The sequence below is a fragment of the Veillonellales bacterium genome, assembly GCA_039680175.1.
Taxonomy (GTDB): Bacteria; Bacillota; Negativicutes; order JAAYSF01; family JAAYSF01; genus JBDKTO01.
In genome coordinates, this window is the sequence record JBDKTO010000022.1 from 1 (window position 1) to 17768 (window position 17768).

The window sequence follows — 17768 nt, forward strand, 5'->3', positions numbered from 1 at the left end:
ACTGAACATATGGCCATTATCGCCGTCGTCATCGCCGCAGGCATGGTTATGGCCTTCATAGTGGCCTTGGGATTCCCCCGTCGCAGACCCGGGAATCCCGACAAAGGCTACATTCGCGTCGATAAAAAATGGATCCCGATCAAAGAATATCGTGCCCACAAAAGGATCAAATTCTAAACCGCCCCGTCCGCAGCGCGGACGAATTCCGTGTTATGTCGCTTGCGCGCACACGTGCGCTCGATTAGTATGTTCAGAGATTGAACATTCGCGTGCTCGAGGCCGGTACGCCGGCGCGCGCGGGACAGTCCCTGGCACGAAAAGCGCGATAGCGTGTTTCGGCCGCATCCGTCAGGCGGGGACAATTTTTCTCATGTAAAAACCGCGCCGCCAGAACCTCGAAAACCAGCACTTTGGCGGCGCGACCGTCAGAAAAACGTCCCGACAAGAAGTTAATAAATGGGGTCAGACCCCTACGCGGTACTATTTCGGAATTCATGCATAAAGTTGAAGCAACAACCTGGTTTTGGTGCGTTGTAGTACTATGAGGTATTTCGAAAAATCGTTACTTCAGTATTTATCCTTAAAAGATAAAATGTAGCTTGAAAATATGTCAAAATACCCATATTATGACTTTGCTGCGTTCCGCAAAGCTTGCAGGGCTCAAACGCGATCCCGGGTCGTGGTGCTGAGGGAAGCTCAGGATGATGCGAGAAACGATTTTGGGCTGAAAACTTCAGGAGAAATCCTGAGGTTTATTGCGAATGGCGGACTCGAACAACTAGAATTCATCAATTCAAAGCCATGGGAGAAAAATCCGGATCCATCCAGAAAGATAATTGTGGATGGATACGAGTTTGTGTCGCTGATGAAAAGAGGGTATGTGGCGTTTATGTTCAACGAGATAACGGATTATTGGACGGTAAAGTCGTTTCACATTTCGGACAATGCCTGTATGCCATTCGTCGATGCGTTCAGGAAAGCGGGATTGCTTCCCGGAGGCGACCATGAGTGAGCGCATTTGCCCTGTGTGCGGGGTTGGGAAACTTGAGAGCATGTCCCGCACGATCGCTCTTGCCGACCCGTCAGGGATTGAAAAGACCATACAGGTTTCAGAATATACGTGCCCCAGCTGCGGCGCAGAGGGCGATCTTTTCGGCGACAACGAACATGCCATCCAGAAGAAGTATGCGGAGATCCGTGCGGATGCCGTCGCATCGATGCTGGAAGAGTTTTCCGGGAAGGGTACGAGCTACTCGGCGGCGGAGCGCGTGCTGGGGCTTCCCCAGCGGACGCTTTCCAAATGGAAGAACAAATCGGTGGCACCCTCGGCCGGAGCGACGGCGCTGATGCGGTATATCCACCTTTTCCCCTGGCTTCTCGAGGTCGCCGACAACAAATTTGAAAAGAAGACAGCAATGCGAATCCATATCGCAGCCGCGATGCAGGATTTGTGCCACATGGCTAAAACGAACGACGTGAAAAGCGTGTCCGCCGGAATCGTCGAGAATACCAACAACGCACTATTCTTCGTATCGATGGGAAAATCTTCGGCTCTCTCTGCCCAGGCGCAACGGACGGCCACAACCCCCGCCGAACTAATGGTGAGTTCGGGAGCCTGCGAGTGTACGTATGAAACTTGACACCCTGTTGATATGCGACGACATTCGCCAGGAAGCGGGCGGCAAACAGTCCCTTATGGGGCTCTACAACGATGCCATGATCTTCGAGGCCAGTCCTGAGGGAGTGCCCGCCTGGCCGAAGTTCACAAGGCTGGCATTTTTTATCCGTCTGTCATTCAACGAAGATGATAAAATCCGGAAAGGAACCAGCTTTTCTTTTTCGTTCAAACGGGGCGATGAGTCGGTCGAGATCGCGCGGGGGCCCTTTACGGTCCAGGAACCGGTACCTTCCCGGTTCGTCAACCTCTCGATCATGGCCAACCCCTTTGTCATCAATGGCCCCGGCGAAATGACATTCTCCCTCCTCCTCCTGGACGACCAGGGGAAGGCTTTCAAGACGTTTATTGGAGCGGGATCGATAAGGATCGAGCAGCGCTAAAGTTGGTTCCGCATAAATTTTTGTCAGCATTACCATGATGGGACACGAATCGCGCGCCAAGTTAATAAATGGGGTCAGACCCCTGATCGGTGAGTTCGTGGGTGACCCCATGGGCAAGAGTGAATAGATACACTTGAATTCCATTACGCCGCGCCAGTTTGATCGCGGGAATAAAGTCGGAATCTCCGGTTATGACGAGTATTCTCTCGGTGATCTTGTTGAGGCTGATCCACGCTATATCGAGCCCGATTTTCATGTCCACGCCTTTTTGCTGAATATCGGGCGAAAAATCAATGTCGGTGAGTTCGGCTGCGGCTTTGCCAATTGCCGATTGCTTGAGTTTCCAGCCATTTACCGTCAGACGGCCTTCACGCACGGCAAAATGGTTGGTTCGTTTCAAGGCTTTGAGCCTTTGTTTGTTTGCCAGAGCTGAGAAAAACTATGGCTATTTCGCTCTCATATCGAATGACATAAAGGATCCTTTGGAAGCGCTTGGAAGTTACCGATCTAAGGATCTGGTTGAAAAGGCTTTCGGTAATCTAAAAGAGCGGCTAAATCTGCACAGAACATCGGTGTCTTCAGAAAAAAGCCTCGAGGGATGAACAGAATCTATATAAGAACTATGTGTTACACAAACTTCTTGATGAACTCGATGTGATCGAATGTTTTGGCCATCCTGGTCGTAGACTTCAAATCGTCAAAATCACCAAAAAGCAAACTGAGCTTTTTAGGAAGTTAGTCGCTCCCGTGCCTCTTGGGGTATAAATTCATGGGAATTCAGGATTAGTGGCATTACTTCTGGCTGGCTATGGTAGGGTCTTAAGGAAAATACTCAACAACAAAAGTAATCTCTACAAGGTGTTCTTGTGCGAATAAAAGATAAGATACAGCAGAAAATAAAAGGTCTCTCGGGCGACAACAAGTCGGTGCTCACGCTCGTAGGTGGAACAGCAGTCGCCCAAGTGTTGAGTTTTCTTTTTTCGCCGGTTACCACCCGGTTGTTCAGCCCGGAGGTTTTTGGTGACCTATCGGTTTTTACTTCCATAACCGGCATCGTGGGAATCGTCGTCTGCCTGCGGTACGAACTTGCGATTGTCCTGCCGCAGGACGACGACGAGGGTTTTTCGCTCCTGAAGCTGTGCTTTATCTTTACGGCCATAGTGTCCGTCGTGACGGGCCTCGTCTTTCTTTTCGGCGGAGAGGCGATCTACACAAAGTTCGGGGCAAAGAATCTTGCGGGTTACTGGTACTATGTGCCTATAAGCCTGTTACTGACGGGCATCATTCAGTCGTCGAACTACTGGCTGACGCGCACCAGACAATTCACCGTGCTCTCCTGGAACAAGGTGGTACCGGTACTCGCGGTCAACCTCGTATCAATCGGGCTTGGTTTTGCGGGGAACAGGGATATCGGGGCACGACTCTTCGCGATTCTGTTGAGTAATATTGTCAACATCGCCGTCATCGCCAAGGCGGTTGCGCCGGAATTCAAACCAAAGAAGCATGTCGCGAAATACAGCTATAAAGAACTAATAAAAAGATACAAGAACTTCTTGGTGTACGATATCTGGGGAGCTCTGCTTAACAATCTTTCCTGGATGATCGTTCCGATTCTCATGAATGCATATTATGGCAGCAATGCAGCGGGGCAGTACTCAATCGGCATGCGGGTGATCCAAATACCTGCAAGCCTGATCGGGGCATCCATATCGCAGGTCTTTTTGAAAAACGCGAGCGAGAAGCGGTATAGTAAAACACTTTATCCGTATTGCATAGAAACAACAAAAAAGCTATTTAAGTACACGGCGCCAGTTGCTATAGTATTACTTTTATTTGGCAAACCACTTTTTCATTTTGTTTTTGGGGCAAAATGGGACATCGCTGGTATATATACACAGATTTTAGCACCATGGGCTATCATTTGGTTTATATCAAGTCCTATCTCTGCAATTTATACCATTAATCAGAAACAAAATATATCATTGATAACATCGGTCCTAAATCTAATAACAAGATTTCTATCATTATATATTGGTATGCAATTGAAAAGTGACCTAATTGGCTTATTATTTTTTTCGTTATCAGGAATTTTTGTAAATTCTCTCTCAATTTATTTCTGCTTACGAATTGCAAAAAAAAACGATAGAGAGTGAATATGCATATTTTGGTCGTTCCTTCTTGGTATCCATCTGAGGAAAATCCAATTCTCGGGATTTTTTTTAAAGAACAGGCAGAAGCATTAGCAAAGACGAATGAAACAATTGGTGTATTAGTACTTAGGGAAGATAGCATTTTGAATATAAAGAAGATCTTAAAATATAGAATTAGAGTGAACCATTTTTCTATTAAAAATGATAGCCATATTCAGTATTTGGAACTTTGTTATATTAGTTTTCCTAAAATCAAATCAATTAAGAAATTACAGCGTGATATACTTGTTAAGGTGATAACAAAAAAATATATAAAGATTTATGGGAAGCCCGATATAATACATTTGCATAGTTTTTTAGCTGGAGATATTGCCCTTAGATTTAAAAGAAAATATAAGATTCCATATGTTGTCACTGAACATTCTACTGGCTTTGCTCGCGACCTATTTCCTAATAATGATATTGAATACGCAACAACTATATACAGAAATTCAAGTAAATGTATTGCAGTAAGCAATGAATTTTGTAGCCTATTAAAAGAAAAAACGAAATGCAATTTTATATATATTCCGAATATGGTCAATGCGAAGAGATTTATTATCAAATATTTTGACAATAAAAGCTATTTTCAATTTGTTAACATTGCTTCACTGGATGAAAAGAAAAACCAGATAATGTTGGTTAGGGCATTTTACAATCAATTTAGAAGTGTAAAAGATGTGAAGTTGGTAATAGCTGGTGAAGGCCCTCTAAAACAAAATATCCAGAAAGAAATAGTGTCATTAGGAATAGACGATCAGGTAATTCTTTTTGGGAAAGCTTCAAGAGATGAGGTAAAAACTCTTCTTCAATCATCAGATGCATTTGTTTTATCAAGCCGACATGAAACATTTGGTGTTGTTCTTATTGAGGCCATGAGTTGTGGATTGCCTGTAGTCGCAACAAAATCAGGAGGGCCAGAATCAATAGTGGCAAACAAAAAATTAGGAGAATTAACGGAAATCGACGTAGATTCATTAGCTACAGGAATGAGTATTGTGTACAATTCATATTATGATAAAGAGTATATACGAAAATATGCAATTGACCATTTTTCCGAAGATGCCGTAACTTCTCAACTAATCAATGTTTATAATGAAATAATTGAAAACCGATAATTCATGATTTTAATAGTAAGGTAAGTCTATGCTAAAACAAAATATTGCACTCATCGGCTGTGGCCGAATTAGTTATAAGCATATCGAAGCCGCGCTCAAAAACAGGGATCGGCTTTACCTTGCGGCCGTATGTGATCCTGTCGGCGAACGTGTGCAGGAAAGGGCAGGAGAATACAGGAAGGGCATCCCTGAGAGTGATGTTGCCATTTATGCCGATTACCGGGAGATGCTTGACAAGGAACATCCCGATATTTGCGCCATAGCGACGGAATCGGGCTACCATCCGCGCATCGCCATGGATTGTTTGAATGCCGGCGCCCACGTTATCTGCGAAAAACCGATGGCGCTTTCGACTGCCGATGCAGACGCGATGATTGCTGCTGCCGATGTTGCCCATCGCAAACTTGCCGTGTGCTTCCAAAACCGCTTCAACGCTCCGGTGCAGAAAGCACGGAAGGCGCTGGAGGCTGGACGTTTCGGACGCATGCTTCACGGCATGATCCAGGTACGGTGGAACCGGAACGAAGAGTACTATTCACAGGCACCGTGGCGCGGGACCTGGGCCCTCGACGGTGGGACGCTCATGAACCAGTGTACGCACGGCATCGACCTTCTCCAGTGGATGATGGGCGAAGACGCAGTGCGGGTACAGGCGGCGACACGGAAATTCATGCGCCCCATCGAGGCTGAGGATTTTGGCTCAGCCATCGTCGAGTTCAAGTCGGGGGCCGTCGGTATCATAGAGGGTTCCGCTGATATCTATCCAACGAATCTTAATGAAACCTTGAGTCTGTTTGGCGAGAAGGGGTCGGTCGTCATAGGCGGGCTCGCGGTCAACAAAATCGAGACTTGGCGTTTTTCAGATGCGGAAGTGGTGGGGGACACGGAAGATGTCGTCCTCAATCCCAATGAGAAGGATCCTCCTACAGTTTATGGGTTTGGACACTCGGCACTGTACGCCGATTTTCTCGATGCAATAGAAAAAGGTAAGGAGCCACTTGTGAGTGGGATACGAGGCAGAAAAGCCCTGGAAATCATCCTTGCCATTTACAAGAGCCAAAAAAAGGGGAGGCCGGTCGAACTTCCGCTTGAAGATTTTTCCACTCTGGATATGAAGGAACAATTTGATGCTTGAGTTAATGACGATAGTCGGCGCCCGGCCCCAGTTCATTAAAGCGGCAGTGTTCTCAAGGCGCGTACGCATGGCTCCTTATGCGGATAAGATCCACGAGACGATTGTCCATACGGGGCAGCATTATGACAGCAACATGTCGGACGTATTTTTTCGCGACATGGAAATCCCAGAGCCCGAGTATAACCTCGGCATCGGATCGGGGACGCATGGGGCGACGACGGGTGCCATGCTGGCAAATATTGAAAGGCTGATCATCGAAAAGAAACCGGATATAGTGCTCGTCTACGGCGATACGAATTCGACGCTTGCGGGAGCATTAGCTGCCTCCAAGTTACATGTCCCCGTTGCCCACGTCGAAGCGGGGTTACGCTCTTTCATAATGATCATGCCCGAAGAACAGAATAGAGTATTGACGGATCATCTTTCGACATGGCTGTTTTGTCCTACAACCACCGCCATAGATAATCTTAAAAAAGAGGGGATAGGAATTTCGAAGTCCCCAAAACCTACCGCTGACAATAAAGATGTTGTCGAATGCGGCGACATCATGTATGAGGGGTCGCTTTACTACAGGGAGAAGGCGATAGAAAAGACAAAAAATTTTATGGCAAAAGCGCCGAAAAAGTTTTATCTATTGACCATCCATAGAGCTGAAAACACCGATGATAGAGAACGAATGACCTCCATTGTCAGGGCAATCAATAGATTTAAGGATGTCGAGGCAGTGTTCCCCGTTCACCCGCGAACAAGAAAAATCCTCATGAAATATGGACTCCAGTTTGAACCTCACGTCCATTTGATAGACCCAGTCGGATACTTTGAAATGCTTGCTCTTGAAAATAAGTGTGAATTTATTCTCACTGATTCGGGCGGTGTACAGAAAGAGGCTTATTTCTTTAGAAAGCCTTGCATAACAATGCAAGATGCCACTGGTTGGGTCGAACAAGTTGAAGCTGGGTGGGATATCCTTGTTGGCTCAGATGAGAAAAAGATATATGAGACACTAAATAAAATGCCAAAATACGGCAAAGAGGTTCAGTTGTACGGCAATGGTCAGACATCGAAGCATATTGCAGAAACATTGCTTCAGGTCGTTTAGGAGAAATCGATGAACTTATACTTCGTATTCGTAAAACGTATGCTTGTTCCGGGCTGGATGTTGCTCTGGGAAGGAAGAAACGGTTGACTCCCCCGATCACTCCCAAGATTACCGGGGAGGTTGAAGCCAAGAATATTGCCCTGAGTTGTAGTTCACCGCCAAAAGACAGAAGTCTGTGGACGTTGCGACTTCTGGCCGACAAAGTTGTCGAGCTTCATATCGTCGAGAGGATTTCCCATGAAACCGTCTATCGCACATTAAAAAAACGAACTGAAGCCCCATCTGCGAACATGCTGGGTAATTCCGCCTCATCAGAACGCAGCATTCGTTGCCTGCATGGAGGACGTGCTGGAACTTTACCAGCAGTCTTACGATCCTGATTTTCCCTTACTCTGTATGGACGAGAAACCTTACCAACTTCTTGGCGAGGCACGAGCATCAATTCCGATGCAGAAAGGCGTCGATTGGCAGTTCACTACTCAAGATGCCCGGATAAAACTCAAGCGACTTTATCCACAGTTTATGATGATAAAGTAGTAGCACTGAACTTTCGGATGAGTTTCTTGAAAAAGTAAATTGTGTCGGTCTTTATGACAAACCATTCCTGCTTTGATGTCGAGCATATTTTCGGGAAAGCACAGCTGGTTGTAGATATGCGTAATGCGTTGTAGAGTGTACAGATAGAAGATGGGAAAGTCTTTAAATTGTACTTCTGGTGATTCAGGAGCTAAAGAAAGTTTCAAATATGACTAAAACTACTTATCAGCAAAAGAAAAGACCTTACTATGATATATTCTTATTACTGATGCTTATTGCCGCAAATTTAGGAGAGATGGCCTCAGTTGGGAAGTTAAAGCTATCTTGGCTCTTTGGATTATGTATATTTTATGTAATTTTTACTTTATATAATAATGATTCAGGGTTGTTTAAAACTAACAATAAAAATAAATATACATTGCTATTTGTTGTATTTTGGCTATTTTACGGATTTATTCAATTTCTATTTACATTTAATAAAGAATATTCAATATCGTTTTTCTCTATATTAATTATCAATTGCTTACTAATATTTCAAATTACACTTCAGACAAAAGATAAAGATGATGTCCTTTATTATAACAAAGCATTAATAGTAGCATTGGCAATAAATATTATAATTGGCTTCTGGGAGTTGAGAACGGGTAATCATCTAGTCAAGTTAGAGGGTGAAAAAAATATTGAGTATTATTCAAATAAAGCCCTTGGAGTATTTGGTAATGGCAATGACTTTAGTACTTTTCTATACCTTGGAATAATATCATTATTCATCAGCCTTTTTTATGAAAAAAAACATAAGTTTTTGCATATTATTATGATTTTTGCTTCTTTATTTTTAATACTAGTAATCGGAGCAAGGGGGCCATTATACGGTGCCCTTATTTTTTTGATTGCATTGCCAGTGTGTTGTTTTTTAATAAAACATATTAATAAAAATGTGTTAATAGTATTTATTTGCACCTTAATTTTATTAGTGATGATATTTTTTATTCGATATCCTTTAGAAGAGATCTTATATCAATTTAGCTCAAGTGGTAATTGGAAAAGTGATCAGTATCGAGTCGATTTGATTAAAGGTTCTTTGCAACTTTTGTTTCAATCATATTTATTAGGAGTAGGTCCTGGGCAGAGTACTAATCAATTGGGAATGAATCCTCATAATTTTTTTGTTGAACTTCTTGCTGATTATGGAATATTTGTATTTGCGGGAATCGCACTATTGTTTCTAAGATTATTTTTTTCTTTTACAAAAACAAAAAATGTAAAACTTTCAGCTTTGAATATGGCATTTGTGTTATCCTTCAGTATTGTATCTGTAAGTTCAAGTAGTGCTAATAGAATAAGGGCAACATGGATAGTAATATCAATATTGTTGTCATTGTTATCTTTTGAAGAAGAAACAAATGAATAATGTTATTATAATTTTTTCGTTCTTGAACATTTGGTCAATCAATGATGGAAAAGGAGCCCCTTCTTTTTATAATACAATAAGAGGCTATGTTGATGATGGCTGGAAGGTTTATCTAGTAAAGCCATCTTGCGGCGATGGAATTACAAAAAAAATGAAGGGTCTACATATTGTGGAGTACCGAAATAAATTTTTATGGAAACTATGCCATATAAAAAGAGTATCATTTTTTGCACGAATACTTAACTCAATTTATGGTGATTATAAGCTATATTCAATAGGGAAAAGGATAATTGAAGATCAACCAAACGCTAATATTGTGTTATATGCATATGAGGTAAATGGTGTAGCCGCTGCTAAACGACTACATGATAAATATGGCAATTTATTTGTTTCACGGTTTCAGGGGACAGTTTTATATAATGTAAAGAGTACTTTTTATAATAGGTTGAAATGGTATCCACATTTTTATGCATTACAGAGACAGGCTGATGTTGTAATTATGACGGATGATGGGACCTTTGGGTATGATACATTAAAGAGACTTAATAATAAAAGTAAAAATGTACTATTCCTAAAAAATGGTATAAATGTAGAACAGATATCGGAATCTTGTGATAAGACTATGGAAATAAAGGCCAAATATGGAATTCTTGATACCGAAGTTGTTTTAATGACAGTATCTAGGCTCGCGAGTTGGAAACGAATAGATAGAGCTATAGTTGCACTCTATAATACTAAAAAATATTATAAGGAATGTAGGTTAATTATTATAGGCGATGGTGACGAAAGGACAAAATTGGAATATATGGCAAAAAGGTTGAATGTTGAAAGTGATGTTATTTTTGCTGGTGCAGTAAAACAAAACGAGGTAAAGTACTATTTGCCACTTTCGACGATATTTTTGTCTTTATATGATATTGGAAATGTTGGAAATCCACTATTTGAAGCAATGTCGGCTTCTAGACCAATAATTACGATTAACAACGGTGACACGGGATCTGTAATAAAGAATTATGAAAATGGAATACTACTTGAAACAAAAGAAGTTGATAGTATTCATAAACACATTTTAGAATTGATTTATGATAAACGATTAAGGACTCGATTGGGAGCTAACGCAAAAAAGTATACTGAGAAAAGTATGCGCTCGTGGGATGATAGAATTGGATATGAGATTCAGTATATTAAAAACCATAAAGCGTTTGGAAAAATGGGATAGTAGATGCGTGAATACCCTGTGAGAAGGGAAAAGTAATATGAATATTCTTATAGTCCCATCTTGGTATCCAAGTAAAAACAATTCATCTTCTGGATCTTTTTTTCGAGAGCAAGCAATAGCTTTGGCAAAATATGGTCATAGTGTAATAGTTTTAAATGCGACATTTGCGCCTAGAAGTGATTATTTCTCTCCTGAGAATTTTCGCTATATAAAGCGGAAAGATGGTCCAATAATTGAGTATTCCTATGTTGTGCCAACATTTGGTTTTGGACGTATCTCGCGATTTGCTTATATAATATTCAAAAAAAATATGTTTATGCTGTTTGATCGAATCAAGAAAGATAATTATATTGACATAGTCCATGCTCATTCATATTTCCCGGCCGGGCTTGCCTCATGCTCTATTGGGCTACGAGAAAGCATTCCTGTTGTAATTACTGAGCATTCAACTGGTATAAGAAATATGAAAATGGGTAGTATTGAATTAAAGAACTTGAATAAAGTTGTTGAAATGGGGGATAGGTTTATTTGTGTTTCTGAAAACCTGAAAAGTGAAGTAATTAAGGTAACCAATACTAGAAAAGAGATAGATGTAATTCCTAATATGGTTTCATCACTGTTTTTTGATTATATGAGAACAGACAGATGTAAGCTACAAAAGGAAAGTGACGATTTTGTCTTTATGTCAATAGGATCGCTAATTCAACGGAAACGATTTGACACATTAATCGATGCATTCGCAATGGCTTTTAAAGATAATAAACAAGTCGTTTTAAATATTGTTGGTGACGGCCCGTTAAAAAAAGAATTGGGGAAAAAAATTTGTTATTATGGCTTAAAATCTCAAATACATCTTCTTGGGCAAGTGTCGAGAAATATGGTTGCAAAAAATATTTCTACTTCGAATTGCTTTGTACTTGTCAGCGAATATGAAACTTTTGGTGTTGTATATATTGAAGCGATGGCTTGTGGGAAACCTGTTATTGCTGTAAAAAATGGTGGCGCTGAAGGAATAGTGAAAGATTCTAATGGCATACTTGTAGAAGAGAATAATGCTGATCAACTAAGTGCAGCTATGATCTATATGTATAAAAACGCGGAAAGGTACGATTCGACATTGATTTCTAAATATTGTTATGATAAATATTCTGAAGCATCGGTTTGTAATCAATTAAGCTTGCTTTATACATCTGCTATTGATGATTTTAAAGATAAACACCATATTGGTATGCTAAAAATATAACTAACATGGAATATATAGATGCGAATCATACATATTGAAGACTTTTTTCATCCAAATGCTGGATATCAAGTTAACATATTATCTAAATATCAGGCTAAGCTAGGGCATGAAGTGTATGTAGTAACAAGTGAGTTCAAAAAGATGCCAAATGAACTAAAATATTTTTTTGGCAACAACAGTATAGAAACTTTAGATAACGAGTTTGATAAAAAGTACAATGTAAAAATTATTAGAGTACCGCTCGTAACATATATCTCTGGTCGATCAATCTATGCTAATAAAATATTTAAGATTGTTGATGAATTAAGGCCGGATATTTTGTATGTTCATGGAAGTGATACTTATATTGGTATTAGATATATATTGAGAGCGAATTATTTAAATTATCCAATAATTTCTGACAATCATATGGCAAAAATGGCTTCAAGGAATAAATTCAGAAACATATTTTATTATTTCTATAAAAAATATGTTTCTCCTGGTATTGTAAGAAATGATATAAAAATAATAAAGATGTCAAACGATGATTATGTTTATAGATGTTTAGGTGTCCCTCAAACGCAGACACCAGTGATTGGATTTGGTAGTGATCTTATGTTATTCCATCCTGATATAAAAACAAAAGTTGCCATGCGTGACTCTTTAAATATACCACAAGATAGCTTTGTCATAGTTTATGCTGGTAAATTGAATGAATCGAAAGGCGCAAAATTTTATGCTGAGGCAATCAAAGATAAGATTACTACTAGTAAAAATTTAATATTTCTTATTGTAGGTAATTTAGTTGGTGAATATGGAGCAATGTTGGTTGACTTATATAACACATCAAAAAATGTAATAATCATAGAGCCAACTCAAAAATATACCGATCTTGCAAAATATTATCAGATGGCTGATATCGCTGTTTTTCCCAGACAATGTTCTTTGAGTTTTTTCGACGTTCAAGCTTGCGGATTGCCTGTTTTATTAGAGACTAATGAAATAAATTGCGAAAGAGTAAAATACGGAAACGGGATGTTATTCAGATCAAATGATATAAGTGATCTACGCGAAAAAATATACAAGTGTATCAATATGCCTGAAACAGAATTAAATGTAATGAAAAATTATGCTATCAGCTATATAAAACAAAATTATGATTATGAAAATATATGCCAAAGATATATGGAAATAATAAATTCAGTATGTAAAATAAATAATAGTATGTTATAGGTGATATTTCGATGTAAGGAATTGCTATTGGAGATAAATCTATGAAAGGGATCATATTAGCTGGCGGTTCTGGAACACGATTATATCCGATGACTCAAGCAATATCAAAACAATTATTACCAATATACGACAAACCAATGATTTATTATCCATTGTCTGTTCTGATGCTTGCCGGTATAAAAGATATATTACTTATTTCAACTAAAGAAGATATCTCTCTTTATAAAAAACTATTGGGAGATGGATCAAGATGGGGTATACAGATACATTATGTAGTCCAATTGCTACCAGAGGGTTTGGCACAAGCCTTTATTCTGGGGGAAGATTTTATTGCAGGCGAAGAATGTGCAATGATCCTTGGTGATAATATATTCTGGGGCACAGGGTTTACTGACATGTTAGTAAAGTCCGCCAATCTTAGCTCGGGGGCAGAAGTCTATGCATATCTTGTAAAGGACCCTGAACGATTTGGCGTTGTAGCGTTTGATAGGAATCAAAAAGCGTATTCTTTGGAAGAAAAACCTAAACAACCAAAATCGAATTGGGCAGTTACGGGTTTATATTTTTACGATAAAAATGTGTGTGAGTATGCAAAGACATTAAGACCAAGTATACGAGGGGAGCTTGAAATTACGGATTTAAATAGAATTTATCTTGAAGAGGACAAGCTATGTGTCAATCTCTTGGGAAGAGGATTTGCTTGGCTCGATACGGGAACATATGCAAGTTTACTAGATGCATCAAATTTTGTGGCAACGATACAAAGACGTCAGGGGTATATGATTGCTTGTCTGGAAGAAATTGCTTTTCATAATCACTGGATTGATAAAGACGGTATTGAAAAGGCTTCAAGTTTTTACAGTAAAACGGAATATGGCAATTACCTTAAAGGACTGATACAATGATGAGAAGTTTCAAAAATATTCTTGTCACTGGTGGCGCGGGATTTATTGGTTCAAATTTTATTCGTTATTTTTTTAATCAGCCATTGTTTGCCGGAAACATTATAAACCTGGATTTACTTACGTATGCGGGTAATCTTGCGAATCTTGATGATATTCAAGAAAAATATGGGAACTCTCGCTACTTTTTTGTCCATGGGGATATAGGAAACAGTGAGCTTGTCAGGGGTATTTTTCGTAGATACTCAATAGATACCGTTGTACACTTTGCAGCTGAGAGTCATGTTGATAGATCTATTCGTGATCCATCCGCCTTTCTACATACCAATGTGATTGGAACTCAGATTCTTTTGGGTATTGCACATGATGAGTGGGGGACGCGAACGGATGTGCTTTTCCATCATGTCAGCACAGATGAAGTATACGGCTCTTTAGGCGAAAGTGGTTTTTTTACCGAACAAACGGCTTATAATCCACGAAGTCCTTATTCGGCTTCTAAAGCATCAGCGGATCATTTAGTCATGGCATACTATTATACTTATGGCCTGCCTATCACTATTTCTAATTGTTCAAACAATTATGGTCCTTATCAGTTTCCTGAAAAATTGATCCCTTTGATGATTAATAATATGAAACAGCGATTGCCATTACCAATTTATGGTGATGGCAAAAATATTCGTGATTGGCTCTATGTTGAGGATCATTGTTCAGCCGTTTTGGCCATAATGCAAAAAGGTGCTATCGGAGAAAAATATAATATCGGCGGCGAAACTGAGTGGCAGAACATTCGTCTGGTTAAAGAACTATGTGAAATATATGCTTTGGAGACAGGAGATAAGCCTCAAGAAATATTATCACTTATTTCTTTTGTGAAGGATCGACCAGGTCATGATTTTCGGTATGCAATTGATTGTAGCAAAGTTAAGAATAAACTTGGATGGAAACGATCAATGGATTTTAAACAAGGCCTTGAGAGGACAGTTAAATGGTATCTTGAGAATCCCGAGTGGATTGAAAATATAATTAGTGGAGAATATAAAGAATGGATAAAAAGTAACTATTATGATCGTCGATCTTTTAGTTGCAAGAGAGATTTTTGATGATAAAGTATGTTTTTGATGACAAAACAGATCTACGGGGATCTTTGGTTGCTATTGAGGGGAATCATGAAATACCTTTTCCTATTAAGCGGGTTTATTATATGTATAATATTCAAAATGCCGCATCAAGAGGTTGCCATGCGCATAAAAAACTTCAGCAGGTTCTTATTTGCATAAATGGTCAATGTAGTATATTGCTAGATAATGGCTTCGAAAAAGAAAAGCTCATCTTATCGAAAAAAACAGAAGGGTTATATATACCTCCCAGAATTTGGCATGAGATTCACGCATGTACTGCTGATGCAATAATTATTTCTTTGGCAAGTGATTATTATGATGAATCAGATTACATCAGAAATTATGATGATTTTAGGAAATATATTGCTGCAAACAAAGAAGGCCTTTTATGATACCATTTTTGTCTCTTAAAGATATCAATGCATCATTTGAACCAGAGTTAAGCAATGTTGTTCAACGTGTCGTTAGTTCTGGGTGGTTTTTGCAGGGAGAAGAAGTTAAGAATTTTGAATCAAAATTTGCAAAATATTGTGGAGTGTCGCATTGCATAGGCGTAGCAAATGGCCTTGATGCACTGACACTTATTTTGCGTGCGTATAAAATACTTGGATTACTAAAAGATGGTGATGAAGTAATTGTCCCAGCAAACACCTATATTGCTAGTATTCTTGCTGTCAGTGCTAATGACTTAGTTCCTGTTCCTGTTGAGCCTAAACTTACGACTTATTTGATTGATGAAGAAAAAATTGAAGCGGCTATAACTTCGAAAACAAAGGCAATAATGCCTGTGCATCTTTATGGTCAGCTATGCAATATGAATGCAATCAATGCCATAGCAAAAAAGTACAATTTGTTCGTAATTGAAGATTCTGCGCAAACTCACGGAGCAAAAAGCGAGGGGAAGAGGGCTGGTTCCTTTGGTGACGCATCCGGGTTTAGTTTCTATCCTTCGAAGAACCTTGGTTCATTAGGCGATGCCGGAGCAGTAACGACGAACGATGATCAGTTGGCTGGACTAATTAGGCAGCTAGCAAATTATGGTTCTGAAAAAAAATATGTAAACAACTATAAAGGGGTTAATTCACGTTTAGATGAAATACAAGCTGCGGTGTTGTCCCTAAAACTTAAACGCTTGGATTTAGATAACTTAAAAAGACGGAACATTGCTATTAGATACAAAACAGAAATTGGGAATGGTATAGTTGCGCTGCCGTATGGAGTTGAGTCTGAATCACACGTTATTCATGTTTTTGTTGTCAGGTGCCAATATCGTGACCGGCTTATTCAACACCTCACTCAAATGGGAATACAGACGCTTATTCATTACCCAATTCCTCCGCATAAGCAGTTAGCTTATCATGAATGGAATAACCGTAGTTATCCTATAACTGAAAAAATCCATAATGAAATTTTGAGTATTCCTATGAGCCCAACTTTGACAGGAAATGAAATTGATGCTGTTATCAGTGGCTTGAATGCATTCAATGTTTAATAGATGTGATATAGAAGATAATGTGTATGAAGTTTACTTATAGCACCTTGTTTAATATTAATTATATTGATAAGGGCCTTGCTCTCTACAATTCGATACGAGTCTATAATAAAAACTCGATTATATATATATTGTGCATGGATACTAATACCAAAAACGTTTTGGAGAAACGCAGTTTAAAAAATACTGTTTTAATTTCTATAGCTGAACTAGAGAAATATTACGTATATTTAAAAGATCTAAAAGAGCAAAGAAGTTTTGCTGAATACTGTTGGACTTTAACGCCCCATATTATCGAATATATATTCATGATTTATGGTGAAAAGTATAACACTTATCTCGATTCTGATCTTTACTTTTTTGATGATCCTGATACTTTAAATATTGAGATGCTAGACAGTAATTGTCATACATTAATTACTGAACATAAATTCGTAAATGATAAGAAAACCATGCTTAATGAAAAAATGCATGGTAAATACTGTGTCCAGTATAATACTTTTACAAACTGCCCTGAAAGTTTGGCCCTATTGAAGAAATGGGAAACGAATGTTATTGCTGATTGTGAGTATAACAAAAGGAAACAAAAGGCTGGAGATCAAAAATATCTTGAAGAATTTCCTGTCTTGTCGAAAGCAGTATATATTCCTAAAAACATAGGTATTGGCGTTGCACCTTGGAATATAAAACAGTATCGGTTTATAGAGCAAGATGAAAAACGAATAATTATTGCAGATGCTCATGAAAAAGCGCCTATTTTGTTTTATCATTACCAGAACATAAAATACATTTCTGAAAAAATTGTGAATATCGGCGCGGGAAGATGTGATCGACGCCTCAAGTTGGTGCTTTATTATCCTTATTTGAAAGAAGTTGATGATATACGGAAGCAACTAAAAAGTGAGTTGGTTGCAATAAGGGCGAGAAGTGTATCAAGAAACAAAATGTTGGCATTTATCCAAAAATATGTCATGAAATTCAAGCTGCGTGAATGCAGTATTTCAGACATTTTTATTTTGAGAAAGTAGTTATTTT

At 39.2% G+C, this 17768-nt stretch carries 18 protein-coding genes; 17 read left to right on the plus strand and 1 reads right to left on the minus strand.

Features of this window, described 5'->3' with window-relative positions; translation table 11 throughout:
- The first annotated feature begins 679 nt into the window (after window positions 1-679).
- From ABFC84_03480 to ABFC84_03490, 3 genes are read left to right on the plus strand one after another with little or no spacing between them, the layout of a single operon-like run.
- Window positions 680-1012, plus strand: coding sequence for a hypothetical protein (locus ABFC84_03480; protein ID MEN6411813.1), 333 nt, complete (start codon window positions 680-682; stop codon window positions 1010-1012).
- Window positions 1005-1640 (plus strand): hypothetical protein, encoded by a 636-nt coding sequence (locus ABFC84_03485; protein ID MEN6411814.1) that lies wholly within the window; start codon window positions 1005-1007, stop codon window positions 1638-1640. Before ABFC84_03480 ends, ABFC84_03485 begins: the two co-directional genes overlap by 8 nt.
- A complete protein-coding gene (locus ABFC84_03490) occupies window positions 1630-2058 on the plus strand; it encodes a hypothetical protein (protein MEN6411815.1) in 429 nt (142 codons plus the stop codon). Before ABFC84_03485 ends, ABFC84_03490 begins: the two co-directional genes overlap by 11 nt.
- A gap of 61 nt (window positions 2059-2119) precedes the next feature.
- Here the strand turns inward: ABFC84_03490 and ABFC84_03495 are convergent, their stop codons facing one another.
- On the minus strand, window positions 2120-2458 hold the full coding sequence (locus ABFC84_03495; GenBank protein ID MEN6411816.1) for an NYN domain-containing protein: 339 nt from the start codon (window positions 2456-2458) through the stop codon (window positions 2120-2122).
- A 466-nt stretch (window positions 2459-2924) separates the two neighbouring features.
- Between ABFC84_03495 and ABFC84_03500 the strand changes: the two genes are divergently transcribed.
- The 14 genes from ABFC84_03500 (at window position 2925) to ABFC84_03565 (ending at window position 17761) form a co-directional block, all read left to right on the plus strand.
- A complete protein-coding gene (locus ABFC84_03500) occupies window positions 2925-4211 on the plus strand; it encodes an oligosaccharide flippase family protein (protein ID MEN6411817.1) in 1287 nt (428 codons plus the stop codon).
- A gap of 2 nt (window positions 4212-4213) precedes the next feature.
- Window positions 4214-5365, plus strand: coding sequence for a glycosyltransferase (locus ABFC84_03505; protein MEN6411818.1), 1152 nt, complete (start codon window positions 4214-4216; stop codon window positions 5363-5365).
- Window positions 5366-5393: 28 nt separating this feature from the next.
- Window positions 5394-6500, plus strand: a complete 1107-nt coding sequence (locus ABFC84_03510; GenBank protein ID MEN6411819.1) for a Gfo/Idh/MocA family oxidoreductase — start codon at window positions 5394-5396, stop codon at window positions 6498-6500.
- Window positions 6493-7599, plus strand: a complete 1107-nt coding sequence (wecB, locus tag ABFC84_03515; GenBank protein MEN6411820.1) for a UDP-N-acetylglucosamine 2-epimerase (non-hydrolyzing) — start codon at window positions 6493-6495, stop codon at window positions 7597-7599. Before ABFC84_03510 ends, wecB begins: the two co-directional genes overlap by 8 nt.
- Window positions 7600-7935: 336 nt before the next feature.
- Window positions 7936-8136 carry a hypothetical protein gene (locus ABFC84_03520; GenBank protein ID MEN6411821.1) on the plus strand — a complete coding sequence of 67 codons (201 nt, stop codon included), beginning with the start codon at window positions 7936-7938 and terminating at the stop codon, window positions 8134-8136.
- Window positions 8137-8344: 208 nt separating this feature from the next.
- On the plus strand, window positions 8345-9547 hold the full coding sequence (locus ABFC84_03525) for an O-antigen ligase family protein (GenBank protein MEN6411822.1): 1203 nt from the start codon (window positions 8345-8347) through the stop codon (window positions 9545-9547).
- Window positions 9540-10766 carry a glycosyltransferase family 4 protein gene (locus tag ABFC84_03530; protein ID MEN6411823.1) on the plus strand — a complete coding sequence of 409 codons (1227 nt, stop codon included), beginning with the start codon at window positions 9540-9542 and terminating at the stop codon, window positions 10764-10766. The genes ABFC84_03525 and ABFC84_03530 overlap by 8 nt, the downstream gene beginning before the upstream one ends.
- A 37-nt stretch (window positions 10767-10803) precedes the next feature.
- On the plus strand, window positions 10804-12009 hold the full coding sequence (locus tag ABFC84_03535; protein ID MEN6411824.1) for a glycosyltransferase: 1206 nt from the start codon (window positions 10804-10806) through the stop codon (window positions 12007-12009).
- A gap of 18 nt (window positions 12010-12027) precedes the next feature.
- A complete protein-coding gene (locus ABFC84_03540; GenBank protein MEN6411825.1) occupies window positions 12028-13221 on the plus strand; it encodes a glycosyltransferase family 4 protein in 1194 nt (397 codons plus the stop codon).
- 41 nt (window positions 13222-13262) lie between these two features.
- On the plus strand, window positions 13263-14126 hold the full coding sequence (gene rfbA / locus ABFC84_03545; GenBank protein ID MEN6411826.1) for a glucose-1-phosphate thymidylyltransferase RfbA: 864 nt from the start codon (window positions 13263-13265) through the stop codon (window positions 14124-14126).
- The gene (gene rfbB / locus ABFC84_03550) at window positions 14126-15223 is read left to right on the plus strand and encodes a dTDP-glucose 4,6-dehydratase (protein MEN6411827.1); all 1098 of its coding nucleotides are present in this window, start codon (window positions 14126-14128) and stop codon (window positions 15221-15223) included. The genes rfbA and rfbB overlap by 1 nt, the downstream gene beginning before the upstream one ends.
- Window positions 15223-15633 carry an FdtA/QdtA family cupin domain-containing protein gene (locus ABFC84_03555; GenBank protein ID MEN6411828.1) on the plus strand — a complete coding sequence of 137 codons (411 nt, stop codon included), beginning with the start codon at window positions 15223-15225 and terminating at the stop codon, window positions 15631-15633. The genes rfbB and ABFC84_03555 overlap by 1 nt, the downstream gene beginning before the upstream one ends.
- Window positions 15630-16733 (plus strand): DegT/DnrJ/EryC1/StrS family aminotransferase, encoded by a 1104-nt coding sequence (locus tag ABFC84_03560; GenBank protein MEN6411829.1) that lies wholly within the window; start codon window positions 15630-15632, stop codon window positions 16731-16733. Before ABFC84_03555 ends, ABFC84_03560 begins: the two co-directional genes overlap by 4 nt.
- A gap of 137 nt (window positions 16734-16870) precedes the next feature.
- Window positions 16871-17761, plus strand: a complete 891-nt coding sequence (locus tag ABFC84_03565; protein MEN6411830.1) for a hypothetical protein — start codon at window positions 16871-16873, stop codon at window positions 17759-17761.
- Window positions 17762-17768: the final 7 nt, after the last annotated feature.

Excerpts from the sequence above, each read along its gene's own strand:
- ABFC84_03485 (MEN6411814.1), top strand. The coding sequence starts at position 1,005 with ATGAGTGAGCGCATTTGCCCTGTGTGCGGGGTTGGGAAACTTGAGAGC.
- ABFC84_03490 (MEN6411815.1), top strand. The coding sequence starts at position 1,630 with ATGAAACTTGACACCCTGTTGATATGCGACGACATTCGCCAGGAAGCG.
- ABFC84_03535 (MEN6411824.1), top strand. The coding sequence starts at position 10,804 with ATGAATATTCTTATAGTCCCATCTTGGTATCCAAGTAAAAACAATTCA.
- wecB (MEN6411820.1), top strand. The coding sequence starts at position 6,493 with ATGCTTGAGTTAATGACGATAGTCGGCGCCCGGCCCCAGTTCATTAAA.
- rfbB (MEN6411827.1), top strand. The coding sequence starts at position 14,126 with ATGAGAAGTTTCAAAAATATTCTTGTCACTGGTGGCGCGGGATTTATT.
- rfbA (MEN6411826.1), top strand. The coding sequence starts at position 13,263 with ATGAAAGGGATCATATTAGCTGGCGGTTCTGGAACACGATTATATCCG.
- ABFC84_03560 (MEN6411829.1), top strand. The coding sequence starts at position 15,630 with ATGATACCATTTTTGTCTCTTAAAGATATCAATGCATCATTTGAACCA.
- ABFC84_03520 (MEN6411821.1), top strand. The coding sequence starts at position 7,936 with ATGGAGGACGTGCTGGAACTTTACCAGCAGTCTTACGATCCTGATTTT.
- ABFC84_03525 (MEN6411822.1), top strand. The coding sequence starts at position 8,345 with ATGACTAAAACTACTTATCAGCAAAAGAAAAGACCTTACTATGATATA.
- ABFC84_03540 (MEN6411825.1), top strand. The coding sequence starts at position 12,028 with ATGCGAATCATACATATTGAAGACTTTTTTCATCCAAATGCTGGATAT.
- ABFC84_03530 (MEN6411823.1), top strand. The coding sequence starts at position 9,540 with ATGAATAATGTTATTATAATTTTTTCGTTCTTGAACATTTGGTCAATC.
- ABFC84_03555 (MEN6411828.1), top strand. The coding sequence starts at position 15,223 with ATGATAAAGTATGTTTTTGATGACAAAACAGATCTACGGGGATCTTTG.
- ABFC84_03510 (MEN6411819.1), top strand. The coding sequence starts at position 5,394 with ATGCTAAAACAAAATATTGCACTCATCGGCTGTGGCCGAATTAGTTAT.
- ABFC84_03565 (MEN6411830.1), top strand. The coding sequence starts at position 16,871 with ATGGATACTAATACCAAAAACGTTTTGGAGAAACGCAGTTTAAAAAAT.
- ABFC84_03505 (MEN6411818.1), top strand. The coding sequence starts at position 4,214 with ATGCATATTTTGGTCGTTCCTTCTTGGTATCCATCTGAGGAAAATCCA.